This is a genomic window from Cryobacterium frigoriphilum (assembly GCF_004403305.1).
Lineage (GTDB): Bacteria > Actinomycetota > Actinomycetes > Actinomycetales > Microbacteriaceae > Cryobacterium > Cryobacterium frigoriphilum.
Genome location: NZ_SOHE01000040.1, coordinates 43175 through 69427, shown reverse-complemented (window position 1 = coordinate 69427; position 26253 = coordinate 43175). Strand labels below are relative to the sequence as shown.

Sequence of the window (26253 nt, the reverse complement as noted above, 5' to 3'; positions counted from 1 at the left end):
CCGTCACGCCGGGGGCGGTCAGGGCCTCGGCGGTCGTCACGCCGGGGGCGGTCAGGGCCTCGAGGGTCGCCGCGAAGCGGCCGTCGGGGGCGAGGGCGGCCACGTCGTGCGCGGCCTCGATCGTGTCAACATCAACGAGGGTGTCGAGCATGCGCACGCGCAGGCCGGCATCCTGAAGGCGGGCGAGCTGGGTCGCTCCGGTGTCGTCCCGCGACATGGCGACGCCGCGAATGAGCGCTCCCGTTGGCTTGTTCAGGCCGAGCGCCCAGAAGCCGCCGTCGGCGGCGGGGCCGAACCAGGCATCCGTCGTCGCCGAGCGCAGCCCGGGGCCGGGGCGCGCCGCGGCGGCCCAGTCGGCGAAGACCGGGGCGAGCAGCGCGGCCGAAAGCTGCGGGGTGTCCATTCCCACGAGCAGGGTGGGCTCGTCGCAGGTATCGAAGATCGCCGCGAGGCGTTCGTCGAGGTCGCCGTCGACCTGGGGCAGAATCTCCCAGCCGGCCGCGGCGGGCGGCGGTGTCACGCCGTCAAAGGCGAGGATGCGCCGGGCCGGGAACGCGGAGTGGGTCGCCTCGAGCGCGTTGACGGCCGCGAGGGTGTCGTCGAGGCTCGCGGACGCCAGTTCGGCCGCGCCCTCGTAGCTGAGTGCCGGATGCAGGCGGGTCTTCACGCGGCCGGGCAGGCACTCCTTCGCGATCACGACCACGATAGTCATCGGCGCACCTCACGCAGCAGGCGCGACATGTCGCCGATCGCCGTCAGGGTGCCGCGAACGGTACCGGTGACCTTGCTGCGGCCGACTCGCGGCGCGTAGGGCACATCCACTTCGTGGATGCGCCACCCCGCTTCGGAGGCGCGCAGAAACATCTCCAGGGGGTAGCCGCTGCGGCGGTCCTGCAGATTCAGGGAGAGGAGCTTCTCGCGGGAGGCGGCCCGCATCGGGCCGAGGTCATGAATGGTCACACCTGTTATTCGGCGCAGTCGCCAAGAAAGGCTGGTATTTGCTATTCGCGCATGCACGGGCCACGACCCGGCAACGGTCGGGCGGCGGCGTCCGAGCACCAGATCACGAGTGCCGTCGGCGACCGGGTCGACGACCCGAGGCAGGTCTTCGGGGTTCATCGAGGCATCCGCGTCGCAGAAAGCGACGATGGGGGCCGTCGCGGCGAGCAGGCCGGCGTGGGCGGCGGCGCCGAATCCGCGCCGTTGTTCGTGCACGACGGTGGCGCCGAGGCTGCGGGCGATGTCGGCGGAACCATCCGTCGACCCGTTGTCGACGACGATCGCGCGATAGCCCTGTGGCAGGCGCGCGAGCACCCAGGGCAGGGCGCCGGCCTCGTCGAGGCACGGCAGCACCACGTCTACCAGCGTCTGATTCTGCGTCATGTATCGACAGTAGGTTGGGCTTGCTGGGAGAACCGGGCACGAAACGTTACGAAAATCGGAAGGCTGCGACCCGGTGCACTGTCAGGCCGGGGCATCTAGGGTAAAGAACGTGGCCCCCTCACAATTTTTCGCCAGCATGCGCGCCGACGCGCTCTCCGACCGGCGGATTCTCGTCATCGACGACGACCCGACCGTCTCGGAGGTCGTCTGCCGGTACCTGCGCGCCGCCGGATTCACGGTCGATGAAGCCCTCGACGGGCTCAGCGGGCTGCACCTGGCCGAACAACTGCGCCCCGACCTCGTCGTGCTCGACCGCATGCTGCCGCACCTTGACGGCATCGAGGTCTGCCGCCGGGTGCGCACGAACTGGGCGATTCCGGTGATCATGCTGACCGCGCTCGGCGAGGAAGAGGACCGCATCCAGGGCCTCGAAGCCGGCGCCGACGATTACCTCGTGAAACCGTTTTCGCCGCGCGAGCTCGTGCTGCGGGTGCAGTCGGTGCTGCGGCGCAGCGTGCCGGAGTCGCTGCCAGAGGGCGTGATCGAGGTCGGCGAGTTCTCGCTCGACCTCGGCGCCCACGAGATCCGCCTGCGCGGCACGGCGCTCGTGCTCACCAGCCGCGAGTTCGACCTGCTCGCCTATCTCGTCTGGCGGCCGTCGAAGGTACTCAGCCGGGAAGACCTGCTGCGCTCGGTCTGGGGCTGGGAGTTCGGCGACCTGTCGACGGTGACGGTGCACGTGCGGCGCCTGCGCGAGAAGATCGAGGCCGACCCGGCGCATCCGCGGGTCTTGAACACGGTCTGGGGGGTTGGCTATCGCTTCGATCCGATCGTGCTCGGGGCGACGGATGCTGCCCCACGCCCGATCGCGGTGCCGGCGGCGCCGCCCGGGTCACCGAATGCGCCCGCGGAGTCGCCCATGACCTCGGCGCCGACCTCAGGTTTGTCCTCAGGTTTGTCCTCAGGTTCGACCGCGGTGCCGCCCTCGCCCACGCCGCCGCCCGCGACCTCGCCCTCGACCTCGGTGCCGACCTCAGGTCCGACCGCGGGGCCGACCTCGCCCACGACCGCGGGTCCGCCCGCGACCTCGCTGCCGGCGGTCGCCGCGCCATGACCGCCTCGGCGCTGCTCGCCGTGGCGGGCCTCGCACTCGCCTGCGCGACAATCGTCGGCTGTCTCGGCCTGCTCGTGCTGCGCCTGCTGTCCCGCTCGTCGCTCGTGCTTCAGCTCGTGGTCGTGGCCGCCGCGACGGTCACCTCGCTCGTCAGCGGCATGGCCGCGGCCGCCTCTCTCATGTACCTCTCGTCCGACGACCTCATCGTGTTCTACTGGATCGCCGCGGTGACCGGGCTGGTATCCGTCTCGATGGCCGCCGTGCTCGGCCGGTCCCTCGCCCGCGACAACCGCTACCTGCGCGCGGCGGCCGCGAGCATCGGGCGCGGCGAACCCGTGGCCTCCCCCGACCGCCACACGAGCCACGAGTTCGCGGCCCTCGCCGGCGAGCTCGCGGCCACGGGAGAACGCCTCGCCGCACTGCGCGCCCGCGAGGACCGGGTCGAGGGCTCCCGCCGGGAGCTGGTGGCGTGGATCTCTCACGACCTGCGCACGCCGCTCGCCGGCATCCGGGCCATGGCCGAGGCCCTCGAAGACGGCATGGTTGAAGACCCCGACCGTTACTACGCGCAGATTCGCGGGCAGGTCGACCGGCTCACGGGCATGGTCGATGATCTGTTCGCGCTGTCACGCATTCACGCCGGCACCCTGCAGCTGGCCCTCGAACCCGTTTCGCTCTATGACCTGATCAGCGACACGGTGGCCGACCTCGCGCCGGTCGCGGCCGCGAAATCGCTCGATCTGCGCTTCGAGGGCGAGCAGGGGCTCACCGTGCTCGCCGATCCTCGAGAGCTCGCCCGGGTCGTGGGCAACCTCGTCATGAACGCGATGCAACAGTCCGCGCCCGGCAGCCCGATCGTCGTCTCCGCTCTCGAACACGCCGACGGCCGCGCCGTGATCAGCGTGCAGGACACGGCCGGCGGCATCCCCGAACACGACCTGGGTCGGGTCTTCGAGGCCGGTTGGCGGGCCAGCTCGCCCCGCACTCCCCCGGACCAGCACGGCCAGCCCGGCCGCACCGGCGGTGCCGGCCTGGGCCTCGCCATCGTGCAGGGCATCGTGCAGGCCCACCGCGGTGAAGTGGTCGTCTACAACCGAGACGGCGGATGTCGCTTCGACGTGTTTCTCCCGGCCCACCCCGCGTAGGCGGCCGCTCTTTCGGTGCAGCGGCGGGGCATCCGCTGCCGCGGGAATGCCCGTCCGCCGCTCTCGCCCCGCAGAACCCCAATTGCCGCGCGGTCGATGCGTGCCCCGGCGACCATGGGGCATATTGTGGCGTCTCGCTCACGAGAAGCCAAAATCGGCCCCTTCACGCACGTGGCGAAGCCACGAGAAGCCAAAAATTGCCCCTTCAGATCGTCTCAAGGGGCAAATTTTGGCGTCTCGTCGAAGGGAGAGAGCGTTCAAGGGGCGCTTTGTGGCTTCTCGTTCACGAAAAGCCACAATATGCCCCTTGCCTCCGTGCAGCGCTCCCGGGAAGGGTCAGTCTCCGAGAACCACCGCCGCCCAAGGGGCCATCTGTGACACTCCGCTCACGAGGTGGCGCAGATCGCCCCTTAAATCCGCCCGCGCCCACGGGGCCACCTCTGACATCTCACGCGCGGCGACGCGCAAGCCCAGGCCAGCTGCCCCGGGAGCCGCGCGCATGGTCTTGGCGCCCTTCGCCCCGACTCCCGCGTCATGGCCCGAGCCCTCGACCTACTTCACCGCTGCCCGCAGCGGTGCCGTCGCGAACTCGCGCATTCCATCCTCGAAGCTCACTGCTGCCGCCCAGCCCAGCTCACTGCGCAACCGCTCCGACGACGCCGTGATGTGCCGCACATCCCCGAGGCGATACTCCCCCGTCACAACGGGCACCACCCCACCGGCGGCGCGGCCGAGTTCCGCCGCCATCTCACCGATCGTGTGCACGACCCCGCTGCCCACGTTGAAGGCGCGAAACTCCCCAGCCTCGGCCGCGGTCCACTCGAGCGCCGCGAGGTTGGCGGATGCAACATCCCGCACGTGCACGAAGTCCCGCCGCTGCGCTCCATCCTCAAACACGCGCGGGGTCTCGCCACGTTCGAGGGCCGAGCGGAACAGCGAGGCGACGCCGGCGTACGGCGTGTTCTGCGGCATCCCTGGCCCATACACGTTGTGGTAACGCAGCGCGGCGACCCGGCCGCCGGTGGAACGGGCCCAGGCGGTGGCGAGGTACTCCTGGCCGAGTTTGCTGCTCGCGTAGACGTTGCGCGGGTCGACCGGGTCGTCTTCGGACACGAGCACGGGCTCCAGTGCAGCGCCGGTGGCCGGGTCGAGCGGATCGAACCGCCCGGCGTCGAGGTCGGCGGCGCGGCGCGGCGCGGGCCGGGTGAAGCCGTGCGGGCCTAGGTAGCTGCCCTCCCCGTAGACGACCATCGACGAGGCCAGAACCAGGCGACGGATGCCCGCGGTCGCCATCGCGGCGAGCAGCACCGCGGTGCCCACCTCGTTGCTGTGCACGTAGTCGGGCGCGTCGGCGAAGTCGACGCCGAGGCCGACCTTCGCCGCCTGGTGGCAGACCACGTCGATGCCGTCGAGGGCGGCGGCGCAGGCGGCCGGGTCGGTGACGTCACCGATCAGCAACTCGACCCGCGGGTCGAGCGTCGGCGGTGCGCCGTGCACGTCGCGGCGCAGGGAGTCGAGCACCCGCACACGGTAACCCCGCTCGAGGGCGGCGGTCACGATCGCGCCGCCGATGAAGCCGGCCCCGCCCGTGACGAGCAGATGGCGGGCGCGGTCCCCCGCGCCAGGCCGGCCCGGATCAGGAAGGGCCGCAGCAGTCGCGCCCGCATCAGGAAAGGCCGGCACAGTCGCGCCCGACACAGTGCCCGGCACGGTCTGGCCCGACACAGTGCCCGGCACGGTCTGCCCCGACACAGTGCCCGGCACAGTCGGGCCCGGCACAGTCGCGCCCGCAGCAGTCGGGCCCGCAACGTGCAGGCTCATCGGGCGTCGGCCGCCGGGCCGGTCGACGCGGCGGTCGTGTTCGTCGCAGCCGGCGCCGAGCCGTGGGCAGCGGCAGCGGCAGCGGGCGGGTTCAGCGGCGGCAGCTCGAATGCGGGATGGTGCTGCACCTCGCGCTCGAGCACGGCGCGCACCTCGGCCGGCGCGATGAGGGCCCGGGGCGCGAAGTCCCGGGGCAGGGCGCGCAGGATGCCGTCGATCGCCGCGAGGATGCGAGGCTGGGCCTCGGCGAGGCGACGAAACACGAGGTCGGCGGTGACGGCATCCGTCGCCGGGGTCGCCTCAGCATTCGCCGCGCCCGGCTCGGCCTCGCGGGGGCTGAGGCCGGCGTCGGCGTCGGTCACGAACGACAGGTTGACGGTGCTCATGTTCAGCTCGGAGGCGAGCACGACCTCTGGGTACTGGGTCATGTTCACGATGTCGGCGCCGACAGCGCGAAACCAGACCGATTCGGCGCGGGTCGAAAAGCGCGGACCCTGGATGATGACGACGGTTCCGGTCGCGGCGAACTGCTCATCGAGCGCCTCGAGGGCGTCGATCGCGACGCGACGCAGCACGGGGTCGAAGGGGTCGGCGGCCGAGAGGTGCTGCACCGATCCGTGCTCGTAGAAGGTGTCGGGGCGCCCGCTCGTGCGGTCGATGAACTGGTCGGTGACCACGAGCAGTCCCGGCGGATACTCGGGGTTGACGCCCCCGACCGCGGCCGAGGAGATGATCGCCTTCACGCCGAGGCTCGCGAGGGCCCAGATGTTGGCGCGGTAGTTGATGAGGTGCGGGGCGACCGAGTGCCCGGTGCCGTGCCGCGGCAGAAACGCGACGCGGCGGCCGGCGCGCTGGCCGACCGTGACGCTCGCCGAGCCGTAGGGCGTGGCAATCTCGTGCACGGTCGACTGCTCGGGGGCAAAGAGTTGATACAGGCCGGATCCGCCGATGACGGCAATCTGGGCGAGGTCGCTGGGGGTCACGGATGGCTCCAAGGGGTCACGGTCACGAACGGTCACAGGTCAGATCAGTGCAGGTAGACCCGAATCGCCTCGGCGAGCGGGCCGGCCGGGTTGAGCGCAAACGACGCGAGCTGACCGTCGCCAACATACCCGACCGAGGCGATCGTAGTCTCACCGCCGGTCACGACATAGGTAGCGGATGCGGCCAGCGGCAGATCGGCTCGGGCGCCGGCCGGCACCGTGACGCGCAGGGTCTCGCCCGAGGTCGGGGTGGCGACCAGGTCGACATCCGTCGTCGCGGTATTGACAAGGTGCAGGGTCGGCGAGGGGCCTGCGGCGACACTGACCAGAAAATCGCCGGCCAGTTCGTTCGACGACGGGTACCAGGCGAAGTCGCGGCCGGCGGTACCGACGGCCGAGGTGCGGGCCGCGGCCACGACGGGTGCGTCGGAGGTGACCTGCACCGAGTAGCTGCCGACGGTGAGCTCGGGGAACGGCACCTGGGTGGCGATTCCCGGCTCGAGCTCGACCTGCGTGGAGCTGCCCGCCGCGGTGCCGGCGGCGCTCGTCACGCCGACCTGCACGGTCGCCGGGGAGTCCCCGACGGCCATCAGGCGCACAGACGGAATCGCGTCCGGATCGGCCGACTGCTCCGGCAGCGGCTCGATGGTCACGTTCAACCCGGCGATGGTCTGCTCGAGGGCTGGCACGCCGGTGGCGCCGATCAGGTCGACACCGCCGGGCTCGATGCCGCGAATGCTGCTCTGCTGCAGCGTGGCCGCGACCTGTCCGCCGGTCGACTGCACGTTCACGATCGGCGAGATGAGGTTCGGGGCGAGGCCGGCGAGCGAGACGACGCGCTGCTCCCCCGGCTGCACGAGAATGCCCGACGCTCCGGGGGCGTCAACGACGCCGGTCTCGCCGTAGACGGTGAGGCTGACGGTGGCGAGCACGGTGGTCGGGTTACTGAGCAAGACGAGGGTGCTGCGGCCGACGTCGGTCGAGCCGCCGACCAGCCAGGCATCGCTCGCGGCCTCGCCGCAGGCGGCGACGGCGAGCCCGGTGAGCGTTTCGGTCGCGAGCACCTGGCTTTGGCTGCCCGACACGAGCGGTGCGACGGTCGCGCCCTCCGGCGCGGGCACCGTGAGTTCTTCGGGTGCGGCCGTGCCATCTGCGGACAGGTTGTCGACGGCGTCGAGGTCGCTCGCGGTGACGTCGACCAGGCCGGCGGCCTCCGACCAGGCATCGTAGACGGACTCGGCGCGGCCGACGGATGTCGCGGCCTGGGCCTGACTGGAATCCTCGGCCAGGGCGAGCACCGGCCCGGGGCAGACCCGCTGCTGCTCGCTCGGCGTCGGCGAGATAATCGCGGATGCCGGGGGCACCTCAAACGTCGGCCACGGCAGTGCGATCGCGGCCGTGACGACGCCGGCGGCGACGGCGAGCACCACGAATCCGGCCACAATACGGCCGCCGATGCGCGCAATGCCGCGGGTCACCGCATATTTATCGGGCATTGTCGGGCTCCTCGGGACTGCGGGGTGATGCGGTGGCTGGCTGGTCGGGCTGTGCCGCCCGGTCGGGATGATCGAAGTGGTCGGGGATCGACGTTCCGGAATCGAAGTCGGACGCCTCGGCATCACTGTCGGAATCCGCGTCGAAATCGGGATCGGGTTCGGGCCCGGGCGCACTCTCCGGCGGCAGGCTGCTGGCGTCGGGCACCGGCGCGGGCACACGGGTCGCCGCGCGGCGTGCCGTGAGACGTCCGAAGCGCTTCTTCTGCTTGACGCTCGTGCGGCTGGCGCGGCGGATGGCGTCGCGGTTGGCCTGGCGCACGGCCTCCCGGCCGGCGCCGGTCGGGATCGACAGCAGCACGGTCGCGCCGACGACGACGATCATGACGAGCAGGGTGAGGTAGCCGTAGGCCCCGCCGGCGTGGGCCGGAATGGCCGCCGTCGTGGCGGCATCCGCCGGCGATTCGTGCTGCCACAGTCGGCCGAAGGCGGTGTCGCCGACGGGCGCGAGGGCCGCGTTGGCGTCGAGCGCCGTCGCCGTGCGCAGTTCGGTCGCGACGGCCTCGAGCGTCGCCGCGTCCGCGGTCGTGACGACGGACGAGTCGGACGTGTCGGACGCATCGGTGCTCGAACCGCCGGCGCTCGAGGCCTCGACCTGACCGTCGACGCTCGCGACTCCGGCCGCGCTGCCGGCGGGCTGCAGCACAACGAAGCGCACGCCGAGTTCGGTCAGGGCCGTGCCGGCATCGAATCCGCTGCGGGAGACGAGGTTGCCGGCGAGGTCGGCGAGGTCCCGCTGCTGCGCGCTGAGGGTGCGGTCGGTGCTTTCGAGCGTGGACTGGTTGTCGAGGGTTTCGCCGTCGCCGCGCAGCACGGTGACGAGAACTCCGCCGTCGGGCTGCGGCGTGAGCTGCAGGGTGCCGACCCGGGGGTCGAGCCGAGCCTCGGCCGACACGAAGGCCGGCTGGGTGCGGTCGATGCCCTCCGCGACGACGGAGGTGCCGAGCGGGATCGCCGCCGCCAGGGGGGCTGCGACGATGACGAGCAGGATCGCGGCGGTGACGGCGGGGGCGAAGGCGAAGCGGCGCAGCCCGCGCACGGCGAGGATCGTGCCGCCGATCAGGCCGAGCCAGTACAGGCTGAGGCCGGAACCGGCCCAGACGTTGACCGTCGTCGCGCCGGCGGCGGCGACGAACAGGTGGGTGGCGGCGAAGGCGGTGCCGAAGCCGAGCACGGCGGTGACCAGGGCGACCGTCGCCGCGCGGGAGCCGGGCAGGAACAGGGCGAGCACGGCGAGAATGGCGATCGGGGCCAGGAGGGCGCCGATCACATACTCGGCGCCGGGCACGCCGAGTGCCTGCAGCATGGGGGTCCAGCCGCCGAGCTGCCCCGACGGGAACCCGAGCAGCAGCTGCCAGCCGGTGACTTCGGTGCTTGCGACGGGCACGCCCGGGTCGGCGAGCAGCGCCAGCCAGGTGCCGCGCAGGCTCTGGTCGATCACGAGCGGCAGGGCCAGGGCGATGAGCGGCAGCGGAATACCGATGTAGCGCATGACGCTGCGCCCGCTCGTGATCGTGGCGACGAGCCAGATCAGCAGCAGGGCGGGGGCGAGCGAGGGCGCACAGGCGATGATCGCGGCGAACAGCAGCGCCGCCGAAGCGGATGCCGACCACGAGCGGCCGGCGGCGAATCCGGCGAAGAACAGCCAGGGCAGCAGCAGGTGCACGAGGATCGCGGCGGGCCGCCCCTCGGCGAGAGCGCTCAGGAAGGTGGGGGCAAAGATCCAGAGGATCGCGGCGACGGCGCGCAGGGCACCGCGTTCGGTGAGGCGGGCGGCCGCGAGCCAGGCGCCGAGGGAGGCGAGCGGCAGGGCCAGCAGGTAGAGCAGCACGAGCGCGGTCGAGGGGTTCCAGAACGAGAGCGACCCGAGTACGGCGAGCACCGCGGCGAAGGGGTCTGCGGCGCCGACGAAGCCGATTCCGATGTCACGCCAGCCGTAGCCGACGTTGGCCCAGAGTTCGGCCGGGCTGCCCGAGAGGGGCTGCAGTCCGCCGCCGGTCAGTGTCGACGCGCCGAGCAGCGGCGCGAAGATGGCCAGGCCCACGACCAGGGCCGTCAGCACCGACCAGGCGCCGCCGCCGGAGAAGAAGCGGATCTCGGGGCGGTCGCCCCTGGCCATGAACAGGCTGGCCTCTTTTTGCAGGGCGTGCCGGCGCCGCACCTCGACGGAGGGCACCCGCAGGGTCGCGATCGAGGCCCAGCCGAGCACCCGGGTCGCCGCGAAGCGTTTACGGGAGCTGCGCACTCGCAGCCCGTGCAGGGCTGCCCCGAACGCGGCCGAGAATTCACCGATGATTGCGCCGGGTTCCTTGCGCAGCAGCTGCCCGAGCGAACGTAGCAGAGCGAGCGGCACCAGCGAGAGCCAGTGGAACAGGAGCGCCCAGGCCGGGGAGTAGACGAGCCGGCGGTGCAGCTGGGCGGAGCGTTCGGCGCGCAGCCGGCGGCGGCGCAGCTTGCCGCGAGAGGACTGGTTCGGGCCGGCGATGCCGGCCCCAGCGGAGGTGACACGAGCGGCGGCGACGACCGACACCCGGTACCCGGCGAGGCGCACGCGAATGCAGAAGTCGAGGGAGTCGTCGACGGTCGGCAGTGCCGGGTCGAAGCCTCCGAGCTGCAGCCAGACGGTGTGGCGCACGAGCATGCCGCCGGCGCTGACGGCGAGCACGTCGCTCATGCCGTCGTGCTGGCCCTGGTCGAGTTCGCTCTCGACGAGGGTCACGGTCGCGCCGAGCGGCGTGACGGATTCGCCGAAGTCGTGAATGTACTCGCCGGCGCCCCAGTCGAGCACCTTCGGTCCGGCGACGGCGACGGATGCCGCGATCTCCAGCTCTCCCAGCAGCGCGTCGAGGGCGCCCGGTTCGGGAGCGCTGTCCTGGGCGAGCAGCCAGAGCATCTCGTGGTCGTTCTCCGGCGCGGCGGTCACGCGCACCGCCGTCGCGATGGCCTGACCGAAGTTCAGGTCGGCGCCCGCGGTGATCAGCTGGGTGGGGCCGTAGTCGGCCATGAGGCGACCCGTGGCATCCGTCGAGCCGCAATCGACCATGATGACGATGTCGGGCCGACGGGTTTGGGAACGCAGGGCCTCGAGAGTTCGCTCAAGGTGAGTCGCCCCATTGCGGGCGACGAGGATGGCCGTGACTCTCGGTTGCATATCGGTCCTAGCCTAGAACGCCGCGGCGGCCATGGCCGGGAGGCGCGGGGGGCGCGCCCGATATTCGTCCCCCATCCGGGTGACGGACCTGCGACGGGCGAGCGACGGCGAGGGAGGTCTACGCGCGTTTGCGGAGCTTGCGGCGTTCCCGTTCGGAGAGGCCGCCCCAGATACCGAAGCGTTCGTCGTTGGCCAGCGCGTAGTCGAGGCACTGGGCGCGCACCTCGCACGACGTGCAGATTTTCTTGGCGTCGCGGGTTGAGCCGCCCTTTTCGGGAAAGAAGGCTTCGGGGTCGGTCTGCGCGCAGAGCGAATCGGTCTGCCACGCGAGCGTCGCGTCGGGCACGATGCCCGAGCCGCGAACGGAGTCGTCTTGGGGCGTTGAGCGCCGAACTCCGGGAACCCCGAGTTGTACGGGATCGACGAACCAATCGTCGGGAACTGCGGATTGCGACTCCGAATCGTGCATGTCGTCTCCCACCCTGTCTCCCACCGATTTCGACGCACCGTACGTGCGCACACCTAATTACACCGGTGTAATTCGATTGAGTCAAGCCGGGAATCGTAAACCCTCAACGCAGGATGGAGAGTTGCGACGCGCCCAACCGCGCAAACTGGCCCGTTTGGGGGGCTAATCGTTAGATCGCGCGTCAGACCGGCAGCGCTGCCTGGCCGGCCTCCCACGCCGTGCGCACCATGTCGTCGAGGCTGTGGCGCATCTGCCAGTTCAGATCGCGGGCCGCGAGGTCACCGGACGCCACGATGCGGTCGGGGTCCCCGGCGCGGCGCGGCGCGATCTCGGGCAGAAAGTCGATGCCCGTGACGGCCGCGACGGTCGACATGATTTCGCCGACCGACACACCGTCGCCGCTGCCGAGGTTGTAGACGGCTTCAATCGGCTCACCGGCATCGAGGCGACGCGCGGCGGCGACGTGGGATACGGCCAGGTCGGCCACGTGGATGTAGTCGCGCACGCAGGTGCCGTCGGGCGTGGCGTAGTCGTTGCCGTTGATGCGTGGGATGCGCCCGGCCAGCAGGGCATCGAAGACGAGCGGAAACAGGTTGTGCGGGCTGGTGTCGCGCAGGTCGACCGTGCCGGAGCCGACGACGTTGAAGTACCGCAGGCTCGTGTGGTTCAGGCCGGTCGCGACCGCCATGTCGCGCAGCAGCCACTCACCGATGAGCTTGGATTCGCCGTAGGGCGACTCCGGGCTCTTCGGCGTGGCCTCGGTGACGAGGTCGGTGTGCGGGGTGCCGTAGACGGCGGCGCTCGACGAGAACACCATGCGGCGCACATTCGCGGAGTCCATGGCCGCGAGCAACACGGCCGTCGCGGTCACGTTTTGCTCGTAGGTGTGCAGCGGGCGTTGCACGCTCACGCCGGCGTACTTGAACCCGGCGACGTGCACGACGCCGGTGATGGCGTGGTTGGCGAAAGTGTCGAGCAGCAGACCGCCGTCGAGGATCGAGCCACGCACGAACGGAACGTTCGCCGGCACAAACTCTTCGTGGCCGCTGGAGAGGTCGTCGATGACGACCACGTCAATGCCCTCCGCGAGAAATGCCCGCACGACGTGCGATCCGATGTATCCCGCGCCGCCGGTTACCAGCCAAGCCATGATGCCCTCGCACTCTCCGTGGCCCCGACGGGCCGCCCTAGGAGCCTACCGTTCGGGTGCGGCCCGACCCGAGCATCCGTCGGCTGAATGAGGCCCGTCGCCCGCGAGCCCGCGCGGGTGTTTCTCCGGGCGTTCGATGTTGCTGCGCCCCACAACTGCTCGTGCGCCTGGCAGGCCACGCGCCCGTGCGGCCGTGGCGCGCACGAGGGCACAGCGCTGCACGTTTCGGGCTCACCCGCAGCTTTCCGTCGCGCAACGCGATGCCAGGTTCCGGCGCCCGTGCAGCTTGCGGGCGCACGAGGGGCACGAGGCGCACGAGGGGCACGCGGGGCACGCGGGGCACGTTCGATCCGAGCATCCGCCACCGAAGCGGCCCCGACCACGCTGCGCGGTAGCTGCGCCGGTACGCGGTAGCTGCGCCGGTACGCGGTAATTGCGCCGGTACGCGGTGGTTGCGCCACCCCGCTGGCCGGGCCAGCAGGAGCAACGCGGTAGTTGCGCCGCTGCGCGGTAGTTGCGCCCCAGCATCCGCCGGCCAGTACCGGACGACGCCGCGCAACGCGGTAGTTGCGCCGTTACGCGGTGGTTGCGCCACCCCGCTGGCCGGGCCAGCAGGAGCAACGCGGTAGTTGCGCCGCTGCGCGGTAGGCGCGCCTACCGCGCTGGGGCGTTAGTACCGCGCAGCTCGCCGCGACGGCCCCGCAGCCGCGATCCGGGCCACGCTGCGCGGTAGCTGCGCCGGAACGCGGTAGCTGCGCCGGAACGCGGTAGCTGCGCCGGAACGCGGTAGCTGCGCCGCGGCATCCGCCGCCGAAGCCGCCGAAGCCGCCGCGCGGCAGTCACGTCGGTCCGCGGCACCTGCGCCCAACCCCAGCGCGGCCGAGGCCCGCGGGTCAGGCGCCGGTCGTGGCCAGAAAGACCTCGCCCGCGCCGGCGAAGGTGAGGGTGCCCTCGTCGGGGGTCACGTACATGCTCTCGCCGCGCTTCAGGGTGACGGATGCCCCGGCCCCGGCCACGAGAAAACCGCCAGCCGTGCAGAGTGCGATCGCCGGACCGTGCAGGGTGACCTGGCGCATGGGCACCGCCGCGGTCAGGGAGCCGGCGGCGTCAGCGGAGCCGGCACCACCCGAAGCGACACCATCGGAACCGGCTTTCGGGGCCGGCACCGGGGCATCCGCTTGAATGTGAACGAGCTCGAAATCGGGCACGCCCGGCCGGTACACGTTCACCCCGGGGGCACGCTCGATCGGCGCGAGGCGCGGCACCGGGCTCGGCACGAAGTCGAGCACGGCGAGCAGCTCGTCAATGTCGATGTGCTTGGGCGTCAGGCCACCGCGCAGCACGTTGTCGGAGGCCGCCATGATCTCGACGCCGAGGCCCGACAGGTAGGCGTGTATGTTGCCGGCCGGCAGGTAGAGCGCCTCGCCGCGCTTCAGCGTGACCCGGTTGAGCAGCAGGGCGATGACGATTCCGGGGTCGCCGGGGTAGGCGGCAGCGAGTTCCCGCACCGTCGCGAGTTCCGTGGCGAACGAGATCACCGCTCCCCCGTCGGCGAGGAACGCGGCGTGGTCGGCGAGCGCGACGACCCGTTCGACGAGCCAGGCGACCTCGCCGGAGTCGCCGCCGCGCCCGTCGCGCAGCAGCCAGTCCACGGTGTTCTGCAGGGGGTCGGGTGCGGTCAGATGCTGCTCGAGAGCGTCGATCGCCCCGGACTGCGGATCTTCGGTGGCCACGTCGAGGGCGCGCAGCTCCTCGATGATGCGGTGAATCTCGGCCAGCCCGCGAAACCCGCAGAGCGCCTCGAAGTTCTCACTCAGCGCGAAGATCAGCTCCGGCTTGTGAAACGGGTCGCGGTAGTTGCGGTTTCCGGCCTGCACCGGAATACCGGCGGCGTTCTCCAGCGCAAAGCCGGCGCGGGCGCGCTCCGTGCTCGGGTGGGCCTGAAGCGACAGCGGCGCGGCCGCGGCGAGCAGTTTCAGCAGGAACGGCAGATGCGGGGCAGCGGATGCCTCGGCCGGCGTCTCGGGGCCGCCCGCGGCATCCGTCGGCGCGGTCGACGCGAGCGCCGACCCGAGCGCCGTCTCGGGGTCGGCTGTGATCCACTCCAGCAGGTTCTGGGCGCCATTCACCCGTTCCGGGTGTGTGATGACGGCGGGCGATCCGGCGTGCGCGCCAAGCCAGAGCTCGGCCTCCGGCTGACCGGACGGCTCGCGACCGAGCAGCGTCGCAATCGCGGTCGGGGATCCCCAGGCGTAATTTCGCGGTGTGTTGGTGATGCCCACAAACATGTCCTGCTCCAGTCCCACTCGGTTTAGACCAAACTACCAACCACTTCGGGCGCACCCAGCCGGCTCGCCTAGGCTGACGCTCGAGTCACCCGGCGCCGGTCCCGACGCCCGGCGCCGAACGCGGCCGTGCGCCGCGTTCACCCGTTGCAATGGAGCACACCATGACCGACCCCCTGCTGGCACTTGATGATTCCCTCGACCCGCAGCCGCTCGCCGTTTTCAAGCCCCTCGCGAGCGACTTCTTCGGCTACGAGAACCTGCTGTCCGAGCCGGAGAAGGCCGCCCTCGTCGCACTGCGGGCCTACCTCGAGTCCGACGTGCGGCCCATCGCAAACGGATGCTGGGACCGCGCCGAGTTTCCGATGCAGATCGTGAAGCCGCTCGCCGCGCTCGGGGCCTACTCCTTCGGCTGGGAAGAGACTCGCCCGTTTGAGAATTCGGCCGTGTTCCGCGGTTTCGTGGCGCTCGAGATGGCGCGAGTGGATGCATCCGTCGCCACCTTCGTCGGCGTGCAGAACGGCCTCGCCGCGGGCACGATCAGCGTCTGCGGCTCCGCCGAGCAGCGCGCCGAGTGGCTGCCGCGCATCGCCTCCGGCGAGGTCATCGGCGCGTTCGGGCTGACCGAACCGCTCTCCGGCAGTGACGCGGCGCAGGGCCTCACCACCACCGCGACCCGCGACGGCGACTCCTGGACCCTGAACGGCGCCAAGCGCTGGATCGGCAACGCCACCTTCTCTGACATCACCATCATCTGGGCCAAGGACACCGCCGACAACCAGGTCAAGGGCTTTCTCGTGTCCAGGGGGACCCCCGGCTTCACGACCACGAAGATCGAGGGCAAGATCAGCCTGCGCGCCGTGCAGAACGCCGACATCGTGCTCGAGAACGTCGTCGTGCCCGAGCGGATGCGCCTTCAGAACGCCAACTCGTTCAAGGACACCGCCCGAGTGCTGCGCCTGACCCGCGCCGAGGTGTCGTGGGCCGCCGTCGGCAACGCGATCGGCGCCTACGACGCCGCGGTCGCCTACGCGAAGTCGCGCGAGCAGTTCGGCAAGCCGATCGGCGGGCACCAGCTCGTGCAGGACCTGCTCGTGAAGAGCCTCGGCAACATCACGGCGAGCCTCGGCATGGTCGTGCGGGTGTCGCAGCTGCTCGACGAGGGCACCCAGCGCGACGAGCACTCCGCACTCACGAAGGCCTACACGACGAGCCGCATGCGGGAGACGGTGGCCTGGTGCCGCGAACTGTTCGGCGGCAACGGCGTGACGCTCGAGTACAACGTGGCCCGGCACTTCGCCGACGCCGAGGCGATCTACTCCTACGAGGGCACCCAGGAGATGAACACCCTCATCGTGGGCCGCACGATCACCGGCCAGGCCGCCTTCGTGTAGCGCGGGTGGGGCATCCGCTCTGTAGCCACGAGCGCCCAGAGGATAGATATATGGGGCGTTTCGTGGTTTCTCACGGTGGCGCGCTCGGTGCCCGGAGCTTCATGGGGCGGATGTTGGCATCTCGCTGACGAGAAGCCAACAATGGCCCCATGGGCAGGTGTTCGCCGACGCGAGACGCCAAAAATAGCCCCTTCACGTCGATCCAAGGGGCTATTTTTGGCTTCTCGCGCAGCCATGAGCTGCCTCATGGGGCGGATGTTGGCATCTCGCTGACGAAAAGCCAACAATGGCCCCATGGGTCACGTTCGACACCCTGTTCGACACCCTGTTCGACACCCTCAGGATGCCTCCCCTCACCCGTCCCGCAATTCCTGCCGCCGGCCGTGGGGCTGCCTCGTGAGCCGGGGCGTCCCCCGTGTGGACTCCCGTGTCGGCGCGCCCCTGGACATCCCCTGCCATACCGGGCAGCAAACGGATGCCGCCACCCGCGCGCGAGTGAGCACGTGCTTCCCAGCGCTTCACACGCTTGGGAAGCGCCACAACTTCTCACTCTCGTACAAGGGAACGGGGTAGGTTCGGCGCATGGCTTCCTCCGCGACACCCGCGACCCCCGCGACCCCCGGCGGTGCACCCGACGCGATCGTCGTCGGTTCCGGCCCGAACGGACTTGCCGCCGCCGTCACCCTCGCCCGCGCGGGCCTCAGCGTGCGGGTCTACGAGCAGGCCCCGCGCATCGGCGGCGGCGCGGCCACCGCCGAGCTGACCCTGCCCGGCTTTCATCACGACGTGGGATCCGCCGTGCACCCGATGGCCGTCGCGAGCGAGTTCTTCCGCCGCTTCGGGCTGGCCGAGCGCATCAGTCTGGTGGTGCCCCCGCTGTCGTACGGGCATCCGCTCGAACACGGCGCCGCCGCGCTCGCCTGGCGTGACCTCGAGCGCACCGTCGACGACCTCGGCCGTGACGGCCCGGCCTGGCGCCGCTTCTTCGCCCCACTCGTTCGCGAAGCGGATGCCGTGGCCGAATTCACCGGGGACACCCTGCTGCGCGTGCCACGGCATCCGCTCACCGTGGCCCGCTTCGGCCTGCGCGCCCTCGAGCAGGGCTCCCCCTTCTGGAACCTGCGCTTTCGAGGCGTCGCCGCACCGGCCCTGCTGACCGGGGTGATCGCGCACTCGATCCGCCCGCTGCCGAGCCTCGCCACGGCCGGGGCAGGTCTCACGCTCGCGGTGCACGGGCATGCCGGGGGCTGGCCGATTCCGGTCGGCGGCAGCGGCGCCATCATTCAGGCCCTCGCCGACGACCTGCTGGCGCACGGCGGCGAGATCGTGACGAACACCCGCATCGACGACCTGCGCGACCTGCCGAAGGCCCGCATCGTGCTGCTCGACGTGACCCCGCGGGCCCTGCTCGCCCTCGCCGGCGACGCCCTGCCCGACGGATACGCCCGCTCGCTCGCCGCTTTTCGCTACGGCAACGCGGCGGCGAAGGTCGACTTCGCCCTGAGCGAGCCGGTGCCGTGGGCCAACCCACACCTCGCTCAGACGGCCACGCTGCACCTTGGCGGCACCCGCGCCGAGCTCGTGCGGGCCGAGAACGCGGTCGCCCGCGGCCGGCACGCCGATTTCCCCTACGTGCTCGTCTCGCAGCCGAGCCTGTTCGACCCGACCAGGGCACCGCACGGCCGCCACACCCTGTGGGCGTACACGCACGTGCCGAGCGGCAGCACCCGCGACCAGACCGAGATCGTCACCCGGCAGATCGAGCGCTACGCGCCGGGATTTCGAGACACCATCCTCGGCTCGAACAGTCGCACCGCCGCCGAGCTGCAGCGCCTCAACCCCAACCTGGTCGGCGGAGATCTCGCGGCCGGCGAGATCACGGTGGGCCAGCTCATCCGTCGCCCGGTTCTGTCGCCCGATCCCTGGCGAACCCCGCTGCCGGGCGTTTACCTGTGCAGTTCGTCGACGCCGCCGGGCCCTGGCGTGCACGGCCTTCCCGGATTTCGGGCCGCGCTCAGCGCCCTGCAGCACGAGTACGGCCTCGCCGAGCCGCCCGACCTGTCGCCGACGCGGCTGCCCCGGCTCACCTGACCGACGCCGCCCCGCAGAGACCCGCCCTACTCCGACCCGCACGCCCACCCCGAACCGAAAGACCCGCCATGGCCGTGAACCACGCCTTCTTCTCCTGCCCGCCCGAGCGCGTCTTCGAGGTGCTCGCCGACGGCTGGCTCTACCCGACCTGGGTCGTCGGCGCGAGCCGCATGCGGGCCGTCGATGACGCGTGGCCGTCGCCGGGCAGCGCCATCCACCACTCGGTCGGCGTCTGGCCGGCCCTGCTCGACGACACCACCTCGGTGCTCGAGTGGGATCCCCCGCGCCACGCCCTCTTCACCGCCCGCGGCTGGCCGATCGGCGAGGCGCACGTGGCGATCGACGTGCGTGAACGAGAAGGCGGCCACGGATGCCTCGTGCGCCTCACCGAGCACGCCGTCGCCGGCCCCGCGCGCCTCATTCCGACGCCGATCGCGGATGTGGGCCTGCACGTGCGCAACACCGAAACGCTGCGACGCCTCGGCTTTCTCGCCGAGGGCGGCGCCTGACCCGCAGCCCGAGCCCACAGGGCCATCTCTGACACGTCGCGCGCGAGTGGGCGCAGATCGCCCCATGGGGCGAGGGGCGCGCTCGCGAGTGGGCGCAGATCGCCCCATGAAGTCGATCCATGGGGCCATTTGCGACCACTCGCGCGAGCCATGGGGCGTTGTGCGACCACTCACCGCAGCCACGCGACGTGAGCGGATGCGACCCCCGCGCGGGCGGCGCGGCTGGCGGCCCTCGCGCCGGTAACCTAGGAACCATGCCCGCCGTTCAGAGTCGCTTCGTCGTCCGCATGTTTTCGACGTTTGTGCTGTTCAGCGTTCTCGCCGGACAGTTCTGGCGCAGTGTCGGCGGCTGGTGGGGTTTCGGTCTGATCGCCGCCATCGTCGTTGTCGGCAGCATCACGCTGCTCGTGACGCAGAAACCCGCGCTGAACTGGCGCCGCTTTCCGAAGACCCTCGTGGCGTTCATGCTGCTCGCGACCCTGTCGATCGCCTGGTCGGCCTACCCGGCAGCCGCCGCGCTCGGCGTGACCCTGCAGTGGATCACCACCATCGCCGCGGTGTTTCTCGCCCTGACCCTGACCTGGGCCGAGCTGCTGCGCACCCTGTCGTCAGCGCTGCGCTGGGTGCTCGGCCTGTCAATCGTCTTCGAGCTGTTCGTCGCCGCCGTGATTCAGGCGCCGGTGCTGCCGTTCTTCGTCGACTACGGCGACGAGAAGATTCCGCAGGCCTTCTACTGGTCCCGTGCGCTGCTGCTTACGGGCGGCCCGATCGAGGGCATCGTGGCCAGCCGCAACCTGCTCGGTTTCGTCGCCCTGCTCGCGGTCATCGTCTTCGGCCTCCAGCTCGCCGCGAAGACAGTACGGCGCGGCTGGGGCGTGGCCTGGCTTACCTTCGCGGTGGTGATGCTCGGGCTCACCCGCTCCGCCACGATCACGCTCGCGACCCTCGTGGTGCTCGTGGTGCTCGGCTTCGCCCTGTGGACGCGCCGCGCGCATCCGCAGCACCGCCGCCCCATCTACGCGACCGCCGCGGCCCTGCTCGTGGCCTCGGTCAGCGCCCTACTGTTCTTCAGCGGCCCGCTGCTCGGCCTGTTCGGCAAGAGCGAGGACCTCACCGGCCGCTTCGACATCTGGAACAGCGTGATCGACCTCGCCAGTGAGCGACCGGTGATCGGCTGGGGCTGGGTCAGCTACTGGAACCCGTTCGTCGAACCGTTCGCCAATCTCGCCGAGCGCAAGGGCGTCGTCTACCTGCAGGCACACAATGCCTGGCTCGATGTGTGGCTGCAGCTCGGCATCGTCGGCGTCATCGTGTTCGGGCTGCTCGCGCTCTCCACCCTGTGGCGGGCCTGGTTTCTCGCGGTGGACCGCCCGCGACTCGGCGTCGCCGACACGACGCCGTATGCGGCATCCGCTCTGCTGCCGCTGCTCGTGACGGCCGCGCTGCTCGCGCAGAGCGTGGCGGAGAGCCGACTGCTGGTCGAATACGGCTGGGTGCTGCTCGTCGTGATGGCCGTGATGACCAAGCGTCATCAGGGCGCTCCAACGAAGATGCCCTGACCGGATTGGTAGTTTGGTACTTCCATGAGCAACACACCGAACGGCCCCGACCGCCGGGCGCTGACCGAGGCGCTGACCCGCTTCTTCGGCGCGCCCCGGTTCACGGCGTCGCTCACCCTCGCGATCATCGGCGCGACCTTTTCGACGCACCTGCTGCGCAGCACCATGGGCTGGCCCGGACTGATCGGTATTCTCGTCGGGCTGGTGCTTCTCGCGGCCCTGTCGCTCTGGGCGCGCCGCGACACCCTTGAATGGCACGGCGTACTGCCGATCTCGATTCTCGTGTTCACGGGCTGGTGCCTGCTCTCGCTGGTCTGGAGCGAATACACCCTCGCGACCCTGCGCGGCACGGGCTATCAGGTGGCGTTCGGGTTTCTCGCGATCTACGTCGCTCTGGTGCGGGATTCGATCCAGATTGTGCGTGCGCTCGGCGACGTGCTGCGGGTGCTGCTCGGGGCATCCATTGCCCTCGAAGTCCTGTCGCTGCTGCTCGACCTGCCGATCGTGTTCCTCGGTATCGCGGGCAATATCGCCTTTCTGGGGCCCATCCAGGGCGTCTTCGGCACCCGCAACGCGCTCGGACTGATCGCGCTGATCGCCGTCATCACCTTCGTCGTGGAATGGAAGTCGCGCTCCGTTCCGCGTTCACTCGGCATCGGCTCGGTCTGGCTGGCCGGCATCTGCCTCATCCTCACCCGGTCTCCGGTGATTTTCATCGTGGCGCTCTGCATCGCCGTGGCCGCCGTGGCCCTCTATGCGCTGCGGTGCGCCCCGGTTGGCGGGCGATGGATGCTGCAACTCGGCCTGGGCGCGGCGACCCTCGTCACCGTACTCACGCTCTGGGCGACCCGCGAGCAGGTCTTCGGCCTGCTGAATGCCGGTGCGGAACTCAACGTGAGGCTCTCGCTGTGGGACGAAATGATTCGGCTGATGCCGCTGCATCCGCTCGAAGGATGGGGCTTCACCGGAATCTGGCCGAGCTCGACACCGTACGGCTGGCTGGAGTTCACGACCGGCCGCGACTATTCCTCCGGCCTCAACGCCTACCTCGACGTGTACTTTCAGGTCGGTCTCGTCGGCGCGGTCGCCTTCGTCGCGCTCGTCGGCATCGCCTTCGTGCGCGCCTGGATCCTGGCGAGCAACAAGCGCTCACTCGTCTACGTCTGGCCGGCGCTCGTGCTCGTCGTGTTGATCGTCACGTCGCTCGCCGAGAGCACCGTGCTCGTCGAGTACGGCTGGTTTCTGCTGCTGGTCTGCTCCGTGCGCGCCGCGCAGGGTCTCAGCTGGCGCAGCGCCCTCGCGCGTAAGCCCGAGAAGCCCTGACGCCAGCCGTTTCGGTTTCACACCTCACTGCGAAAAGCCGCCCGCGTATCGCGCGGGCCGAAGCTCACCTGGTGAGAAAGAGGTGGGAGTCCCAGGCCGATTGCACGATCTCGGTCAGGCCACGTGTGGCCGTCCAGCCCACCGTGTCGAAGATGAGGCGGGGGTCGGCGACGACGGTCGCCGGGTCACCGGGTCGTCGACCCAGAACTTCCGGCAGGGCCTCGGAACCCGAGACTCGCACGATTTCGTCGACCATGGCTCGCACGGAAGATCCGATTCCGGTGCCCACGTTGAACACGTCGTGACGGGGATCACCTTCGGTCAGGCTGTCGAGTGTCGAGAGGTGGGCATCGGCCAGGTCAAGCACATGGATGTAGTCCCGCACGCAGGTTCCATCATCCGTGTCGTAGTCCGCGCCAAAGATCAGCGGCGAGAGCCCCCGATCGAGGCGTTCCAGAACCATCGGGACCAGATTCAGCACGGCGGTGTCGCCGAGTTCCGGCCGACCGGCCCCGGCAACGTTGAAGTAGCGCAGGCTGGACGCTCGCAGCCCGAAGGACGTCACAGCATCGGCGACCAGCCATTCACCGATGAGCTTGGACTCGCCGTAGGGGTTGATCGGTCGGGGCGGTGTGTCTTCCTGCAGGCTGGCGCCCTCGGAGGAGCCGTACACGGCGGCAGAGGATGAGAAGACCAGCCGCTTGACCGCAGCGCTCTCCATCGCGAGCAGCAGGTTCGCGAGCGAACCGACATTCTGCTGGTAGTACCAGGCCGGGCGGGCCACGGACTCGGCAACCTGTTTACGTCCGGCGAAGTGAATGACCGCGTCGACGTCGTTGTCCCGCATAATCTTTTCGAGTACGTCGGGTGCCTCAGAGACGGACATGTCGATCTGCGTGAGCGGAACGCCGGCGACGCGTTCCTGAACTCCGGTGACCAGATCGTCGACGATCACCACGCTGTCGCCGCGATCCAGAAGCAGGTTGACGACGTGGGATCCGATATAGCCGGCGCCGCCGGTCACAAGAACAGTCATCCCGTCAGTCTGTCACGACGGCGAACTCAGGCACGACGGCGGCCCCAGGCACGACGGCAGACTCCGACCTGACGGCCGCGTCAGCGCGCGGATGCGAGCGAGCGCGCGCGAAGGTACAGAATCACGAACGCGAAGACGCCGCGCGCAGCGTAGGCGAGAGAAATTGCCCACAACGCTCCGGCCGCACTGAATCCGGGAATCAAGACGCTGCACGCGATCAGGGAGACGAGAGCCGACCCGATGCTCAGCGTGATTCCGTGCACGTAGAAGTTCTGCACGGCGACGGCGGTTCCACCGAAGTGCGTCGAAGGCAACACAACGATACCCACGAAAAGCGGCAGCGCAACCGCGAACGACAGAACGTACTCCGGTCCGAATACGATCGGCAGCAACAACGACACGATGACCAGGCCGATGATGGCGAGCGGCATGAGCACGAGCGACCACCAGCCCGTCGTGACGAGCGTGCTGCGCAGAAAACGAAAGTGGTCGCCGTCAGTATTCTCCAGGGCCAGGCGCGCCTTGGGAATCCAGGCCTGGGTCAGGGTCCCCGAGAAGATATCAACGATGGCGAAGACGTAGAGCAGCACCACAAAGTAGCCGACGACGCCCTCGCCGTGATCCCGGGCAAGGAAGTATTGCGGCATCGACGAAACAAGCGCCAGGATTGCTCCCGCCACGCCCATGGGAAGGCCGGCTCGCAGTATTCGTCGACGGTCCTGAGCCGGTGCCAGGAGCGCGTGAGCATCTCCCTCACGGCCGCGCACGAGGCGGCGGGCCGGAAACCCCATGAGAAAAATCGCCACGAAAAGCGACGTTGCGGCCAGCCCGGCCAGCGCAACGTCCAGGTCGCGCGTCAGGGCCAGCGCCACGCCGGTCACGGCGCTGCCCAGCACGGCGCTCGTCAGGTAGGCCCAGAAGATTCGTCGCGCCGCGTCGTATTTCTGCAGCGGTGCCGAGAAGAATTCGGAGAGTGAGTCAGCGACCTTGATGACCGCCACGAGGGTGACCGTCACGATGAGATCGCGGTTGAAGACCAAGGCCACACCAACGCTGACGATGACCGCCGCCGCAACCATGACCAGCTGAACGAGTGCGTATGACCGAAAGCGGTAGTCGTGATGCATCGTGAGGTAAACGCCCTTGAGGCCCATCTGGGCCAGAACGAAGATCGGAGTCGTGATCGCGAGAGCGAGAGCGTACCGGCCCACGGTTTCGGCCGAGGTCAACCGTGCCAGCACGACCAGCACGACGATCAGGCCCACGTTGCGCAGAATGTTCGCGGACAACAGCCACGTCGTCATCTGAGCCCACGAGGTGGTCTTGGCATTCTGTTTCATCTGGGTACGAATCCGTCCACAACGTCTCTGGGAATAATGCGATGGCGGTCAGGAATCGCTACCCTGACACGTTACAGGGTGAGCATTCGCAGTCCCTGCGCATTCCGCCCGCGGCAATCGGGTGTCAGGCGCGGGCGTCCAGAGTCATCCAGTGAGCCAGCAACAGATCGTTCGCGCTCTCCCCCGAGGCCTCCCAGGGGCGCGGACCGATAACGGGTCCGTCCGAGAGGCGGGACATCATCCACGCTGCCCACCAGCTGAACGAGGAATTGCTCATGATGAAACCGTGACCCAGCGCCATGGCCTTCAGCGTCGTGAGGGTGCCCATCGTCTCGAGCCCGTCGAAGAAAGTCACTCCGGGGCGTGAGCCCAGTTCCTCGGCGGCCACGTCGGGGCTGTCCGAGAAGACCAGGGCCTCGGTACCCGGCACCAGCCGATCACAGAGTTGCAGCGCCCGGGTGAAGTACTCGGCCGAGGCGACACCGTGATGCGCGCGCGTCGCCGCGTCGAGGTAGTCGCCGCGCCGCATGTGCACGGTGAGCCGCGGGTGCTCCCGAATCCTGTCCAGTTCCATCTGATCAACGTCGGTCACCGGGGCATCCCAGATCATCTGGTTGACCCGATCGGCGACCGTCGGAAAGTACTTCGGCGATTGGAAGTACCCCAGGAGTGTGGTGCCAACCGTCACGTCGTTGACGGCGGGGTCGAATCCAAAAGACGGCTGCCGGTAGACGGCCAACCGGTGCGAGGCCCGTGCCGGTCGACGGATGACGCGCGGACGGCGGGGCGAGTTCTTGAACCACGGAGAATTCTCTGCCACGACGGTTCCCGGCAGCGCCAGGGTGCCCAGGTCGAAGTGGCGCGGTGTTTCCTTGGCAAATTCGATCGGGTCGGCAGCGAGAAAGCGGGACCCGTCGATGTAGAGGGGGCAACCCAGCCGGTCGGCCTGCTCCCAGGCCGCGGCGACGATGAAGAGTTGGTTGCCCATTCCCCCCTGCAGGTAGGCGCAGATACCATCACTCATGTCAAGGGGAGGATTCATTGGTTCAGTCTCCCACGCTCCCGCCGCGCCCCGCGCCTAGCGTTCGTAGCCCGGGCGAATGACTCGGTAGTACCGCGCGAACTGCACGGCCCGCCACACGAGGTTCTTGATCGTCGACGCCAGCAGCGGGGCCTTCAGCGCGCGGCGAAGGGCGACTCGACCACGCATCACCTGATCGATGTGGTGCCCGCACGGCGGCGCACCACGACTGGTCTGCTGCGGGTGCACCCGATACCGGGTCAGGAGTTCGTCGAGGTTCGCGATCGGGCCCACCGCGGCGAGCCGCAGGATGAAGTCGTAGTCCTCCATCTGCCGCAGCGTGGGGTCGTAACCGCCCACTGTGCGGCCGACGTCTCGCCGGAACATCAGCGAGGAGTGCGCCACGACGTTCGCGAACAGCAGATGAGAGCGGATGTCCGCCCCGGCCGGAAACACCATCTCCTTGCCGTCGACTCCGGCGTTATCGATGCGCATGACCCGGGAGCCAACCGCAACGGTCTCGGGATGGGCGTCGAGGTACGCCGCCTGGCGGCTCAGTCTGGTGCCGGACGACAGGTCATCGGCGTCGAGTCTGGCAATGAGATCGTGACGCGCGACCGCGAGTCCGCTCATCATGCCGCGGGTCTGTCCCAGGCGTTCGGGGTGGTGCACGAGCTGAACCCGGGGATCCGTGGCCCACCTCAGGGTGCGATCCGGTACGACCCCGTCGTGTACGACCACGAGGTCGACGTCAACGCCGGTATTACCCAAAATCGACCAGACCGCCTCGTCCAGCCATGCGTCGAGTCGGACGGTCGGGAGGATCACGCTGACACCGCGCACTGAATCTTTCCTTCTGTTGAGACGACGTGGACAAGGCTAACCGACGACGTGGCGGCCGTCACGCCCCGTATACTGGCACCGCT

20 protein-coding genes are annotated in these 26253 nt (G+C 69.7%); 7 read left to right on the top strand and 13 right to left on the bottom strand.

The window, feature by feature from the left end; all coding sequences use genetic code 11:
- On the bottom strand, nt 1–712 hold a 712-nt coding region (locus E3T55_RS08500), incomplete at its 3' end, for a TIGR04282 family arsenosugar biosynthesis glycosyltransferase (RefSeq protein ID WP_134519139.1).
- Nucleotides 709–1383, bottom strand: a complete 675-nt coding sequence (locus E3T55_RS08495; RefSeq protein ID WP_134519138.1) for a glycosyltransferase family 2 protein — start codon at nt 1381–1383, stop codon at nt 709–711. The genes E3T55_RS08495 and E3T55_RS08500, both read right to left, overlap by 4 nt.
- Before the next feature lie 109 nt (nt 1384–1492).
- Between E3T55_RS08495 and E3T55_RS08490 the strand changes: the two genes are divergently transcribed.
- Together E3T55_RS08490 and E3T55_RS08480 are read left to right on the top strand one after the other, a co-directional pair.
- On the top strand, nt 1493–2497 hold the full coding sequence (locus tag E3T55_RS08490) for a response regulator (protein ID WP_420897987.1): 1005 nt from the start codon (nt 1493–1495) through the stop codon (nt 2495–2497).
- Nucleotides 2494–3642: a sensor histidine kinase gene (locus tag E3T55_RS08480; protein ID WP_134519137.1), complete on the top strand. Its 1149-nt coding sequence runs from the start codon at nt 2494–2496 to the stop codon at nt 3640–3642. Before E3T55_RS08490 ends, E3T55_RS08480 begins: the two co-directional genes overlap by 4 nt.
- Nucleotides 3643–4194: 552 nt before the next feature.
- On the opposite strand, the gene E3T55_RS08475 is transcribed toward E3T55_RS08480, so the two are convergent.
- From E3T55_RS08475 to manA, 7 genes are all read right to left on the bottom strand, one after another.
- Nucleotides 4195–5241 (bottom strand): NAD-dependent epimerase/dehydratase family protein, encoded by a 1047-nt coding sequence (locus tag E3T55_RS08475; protein WP_241992954.1) that lies wholly within the window; start codon nt 5239–5241, stop codon nt 4195–4197.
- 218 nt (nt 5242–5459) lie between these two features.
- A complete protein-coding gene (locus E3T55_RS08470; protein ID WP_134519135.1) occupies nt 5460–6446 on the bottom strand; it encodes an MTAP family purine nucleoside phosphorylase in 987 nt (328 codons plus the stop codon).
- 44 nt (nt 6447–6490) lie between these two features.
- Complete coding sequence (locus E3T55_RS08465) at nt 6491–7942, bottom strand: DUF5719 family protein (protein ID WP_134519134.1); 1452 nt, start codon at nt 7940–7942, stop codon at nt 6491–6493.
- Complete coding sequence (locus tag E3T55_RS08460; protein WP_134519133.1) at nt 7932–11150, bottom strand: glycosyltransferase family 2 protein; 3219 nt, start codon at nt 11148–11150, stop codon at nt 7932–7934. The genes E3T55_RS08465 and E3T55_RS08460 overlap by 11 nt, the downstream gene beginning before the upstream one ends.
- A 118-nt stretch (nt 11151–11268) precedes the next feature.
- Nucleotides 11269–11619 (bottom strand): WhiB family transcriptional regulator, encoded by a 351-nt coding sequence (locus E3T55_RS08455; RefSeq protein ID WP_134519132.1) that lies wholly within the window; start codon nt 11617–11619, stop codon nt 11269–11271.
- 181 nt (nt 11620–11800) lie between these two features.
- Nucleotides 11801–12769: a UDP-glucose 4-epimerase GalE gene (gene galE / locus E3T55_RS08450; RefSeq protein WP_134519131.1), complete on the bottom strand. Its 969-nt coding sequence runs from the start codon at nt 12767–12769 to the stop codon at nt 11801–11803.
- A gap of 893 nt (nt 12770–13662) precedes the next feature.
- Complete coding sequence (manA, locus tag E3T55_RS08445; RefSeq protein WP_134519130.1) at nt 13663–15057, bottom strand: mannose-6-phosphate isomerase, class I; 1395 nt, start codon at nt 15055–15057, stop codon at nt 13663–13665.
- A 161-nt stretch (nt 15058–15218) separates the two neighbouring features.
- Here manA and E3T55_RS08440 point away from each other — a divergent pair, with 161 nt between their 5' ends.
- The 5 genes from E3T55_RS08440 to E3T55_RS08420 all read left to right on the top strand — a co-directional run bounded on the left by E3T55_RS08440 (nt 15219) and on the right by E3T55_RS08420 (nt 21930).
- On the top strand, nt 15219–16448 hold the full coding sequence (locus tag E3T55_RS08440) for an acyl-CoA dehydrogenase family protein (protein WP_134519129.1): 1230 nt from the start codon (nt 15219–15221) through the stop codon (nt 16446–16448).
- Nucleotides 16449–17030: 582 nt separating this feature from the next.
- Complete coding sequence (locus E3T55_RS08435) at nt 17031–18539, top strand: phytoene desaturase family protein (protein ID WP_134519128.1); 1509 nt, start codon at nt 17031–17033, stop codon at nt 18537–18539.
- 68 nt (nt 18540–18607) lie between these two features.
- Nucleotides 18608–19048 (top strand): SRPBCC family protein, encoded by a 441-nt coding sequence (locus tag E3T55_RS08430; RefSeq protein WP_134519127.1) that lies wholly within the window; start codon nt 18608–18610, stop codon nt 19046–19048.
- A 254-nt stretch (nt 19049–19302) separates the two neighbouring features.
- On the top strand, nt 19303–20607 hold the full coding sequence (locus tag E3T55_RS08425) for an O-antigen ligase family protein (RefSeq protein ID WP_166791721.1): 1305 nt from the start codon (nt 19303–19305) through the stop codon (nt 20605–20607).
- A gap of 24 nt (nt 20608–20631) precedes the next feature.
- On the top strand, nt 20632–21930 hold the full coding sequence (locus tag E3T55_RS08420; RefSeq protein WP_241992952.1) for an O-antigen ligase family protein: 1299 nt from the start codon (nt 20632–20634) through the stop codon (nt 21928–21930).
- A 64-nt stretch (nt 21931–21994) separates the two neighbouring features.
- Here the strand turns inward: E3T55_RS08420 and galE (E3T55_RS08415) are convergent, their stop codons facing one another.
- From galE (E3T55_RS08415) to E3T55_RS08400, 4 genes are all read right to left on the bottom strand, one after another.
- Nucleotides 21995–22966: a UDP-glucose 4-epimerase GalE gene (galE, locus tag E3T55_RS08415; protein WP_134519125.1), complete on the bottom strand. Its 972-nt coding sequence runs from the start codon at nt 22964–22966 to the stop codon at nt 21995–21997.
- Nucleotides 22967–23046: 80 nt separating this feature from the next.
- Nucleotides 23047–24306, bottom strand: coding sequence for an oligosaccharide flippase family protein (locus E3T55_RS08410; RefSeq protein WP_134519124.1), 1260 nt, complete (start codon nt 24304–24306; stop codon nt 23047–23049).
- A 124-nt stretch (nt 24307–24430) separates the two neighbouring features.
- Nucleotides 24431–25348, bottom strand: a complete 918-nt coding sequence (locus tag E3T55_RS08405; protein WP_134519123.1) for an alpha-1,2-fucosyltransferase — start codon at nt 25346–25348, stop codon at nt 24431–24433.
- Between the two features lie 36 nt (nt 25349–25384).
- On the bottom strand, nt 25385–26170 hold the full coding sequence (locus tag E3T55_RS08400) for a glycosyltransferase (RefSeq protein ID WP_134519122.1): 786 nt from the start codon (nt 26168–26170) through the stop codon (nt 25385–25387).
- Nucleotides 26171–26253: the final 83 nt, after the last annotated feature.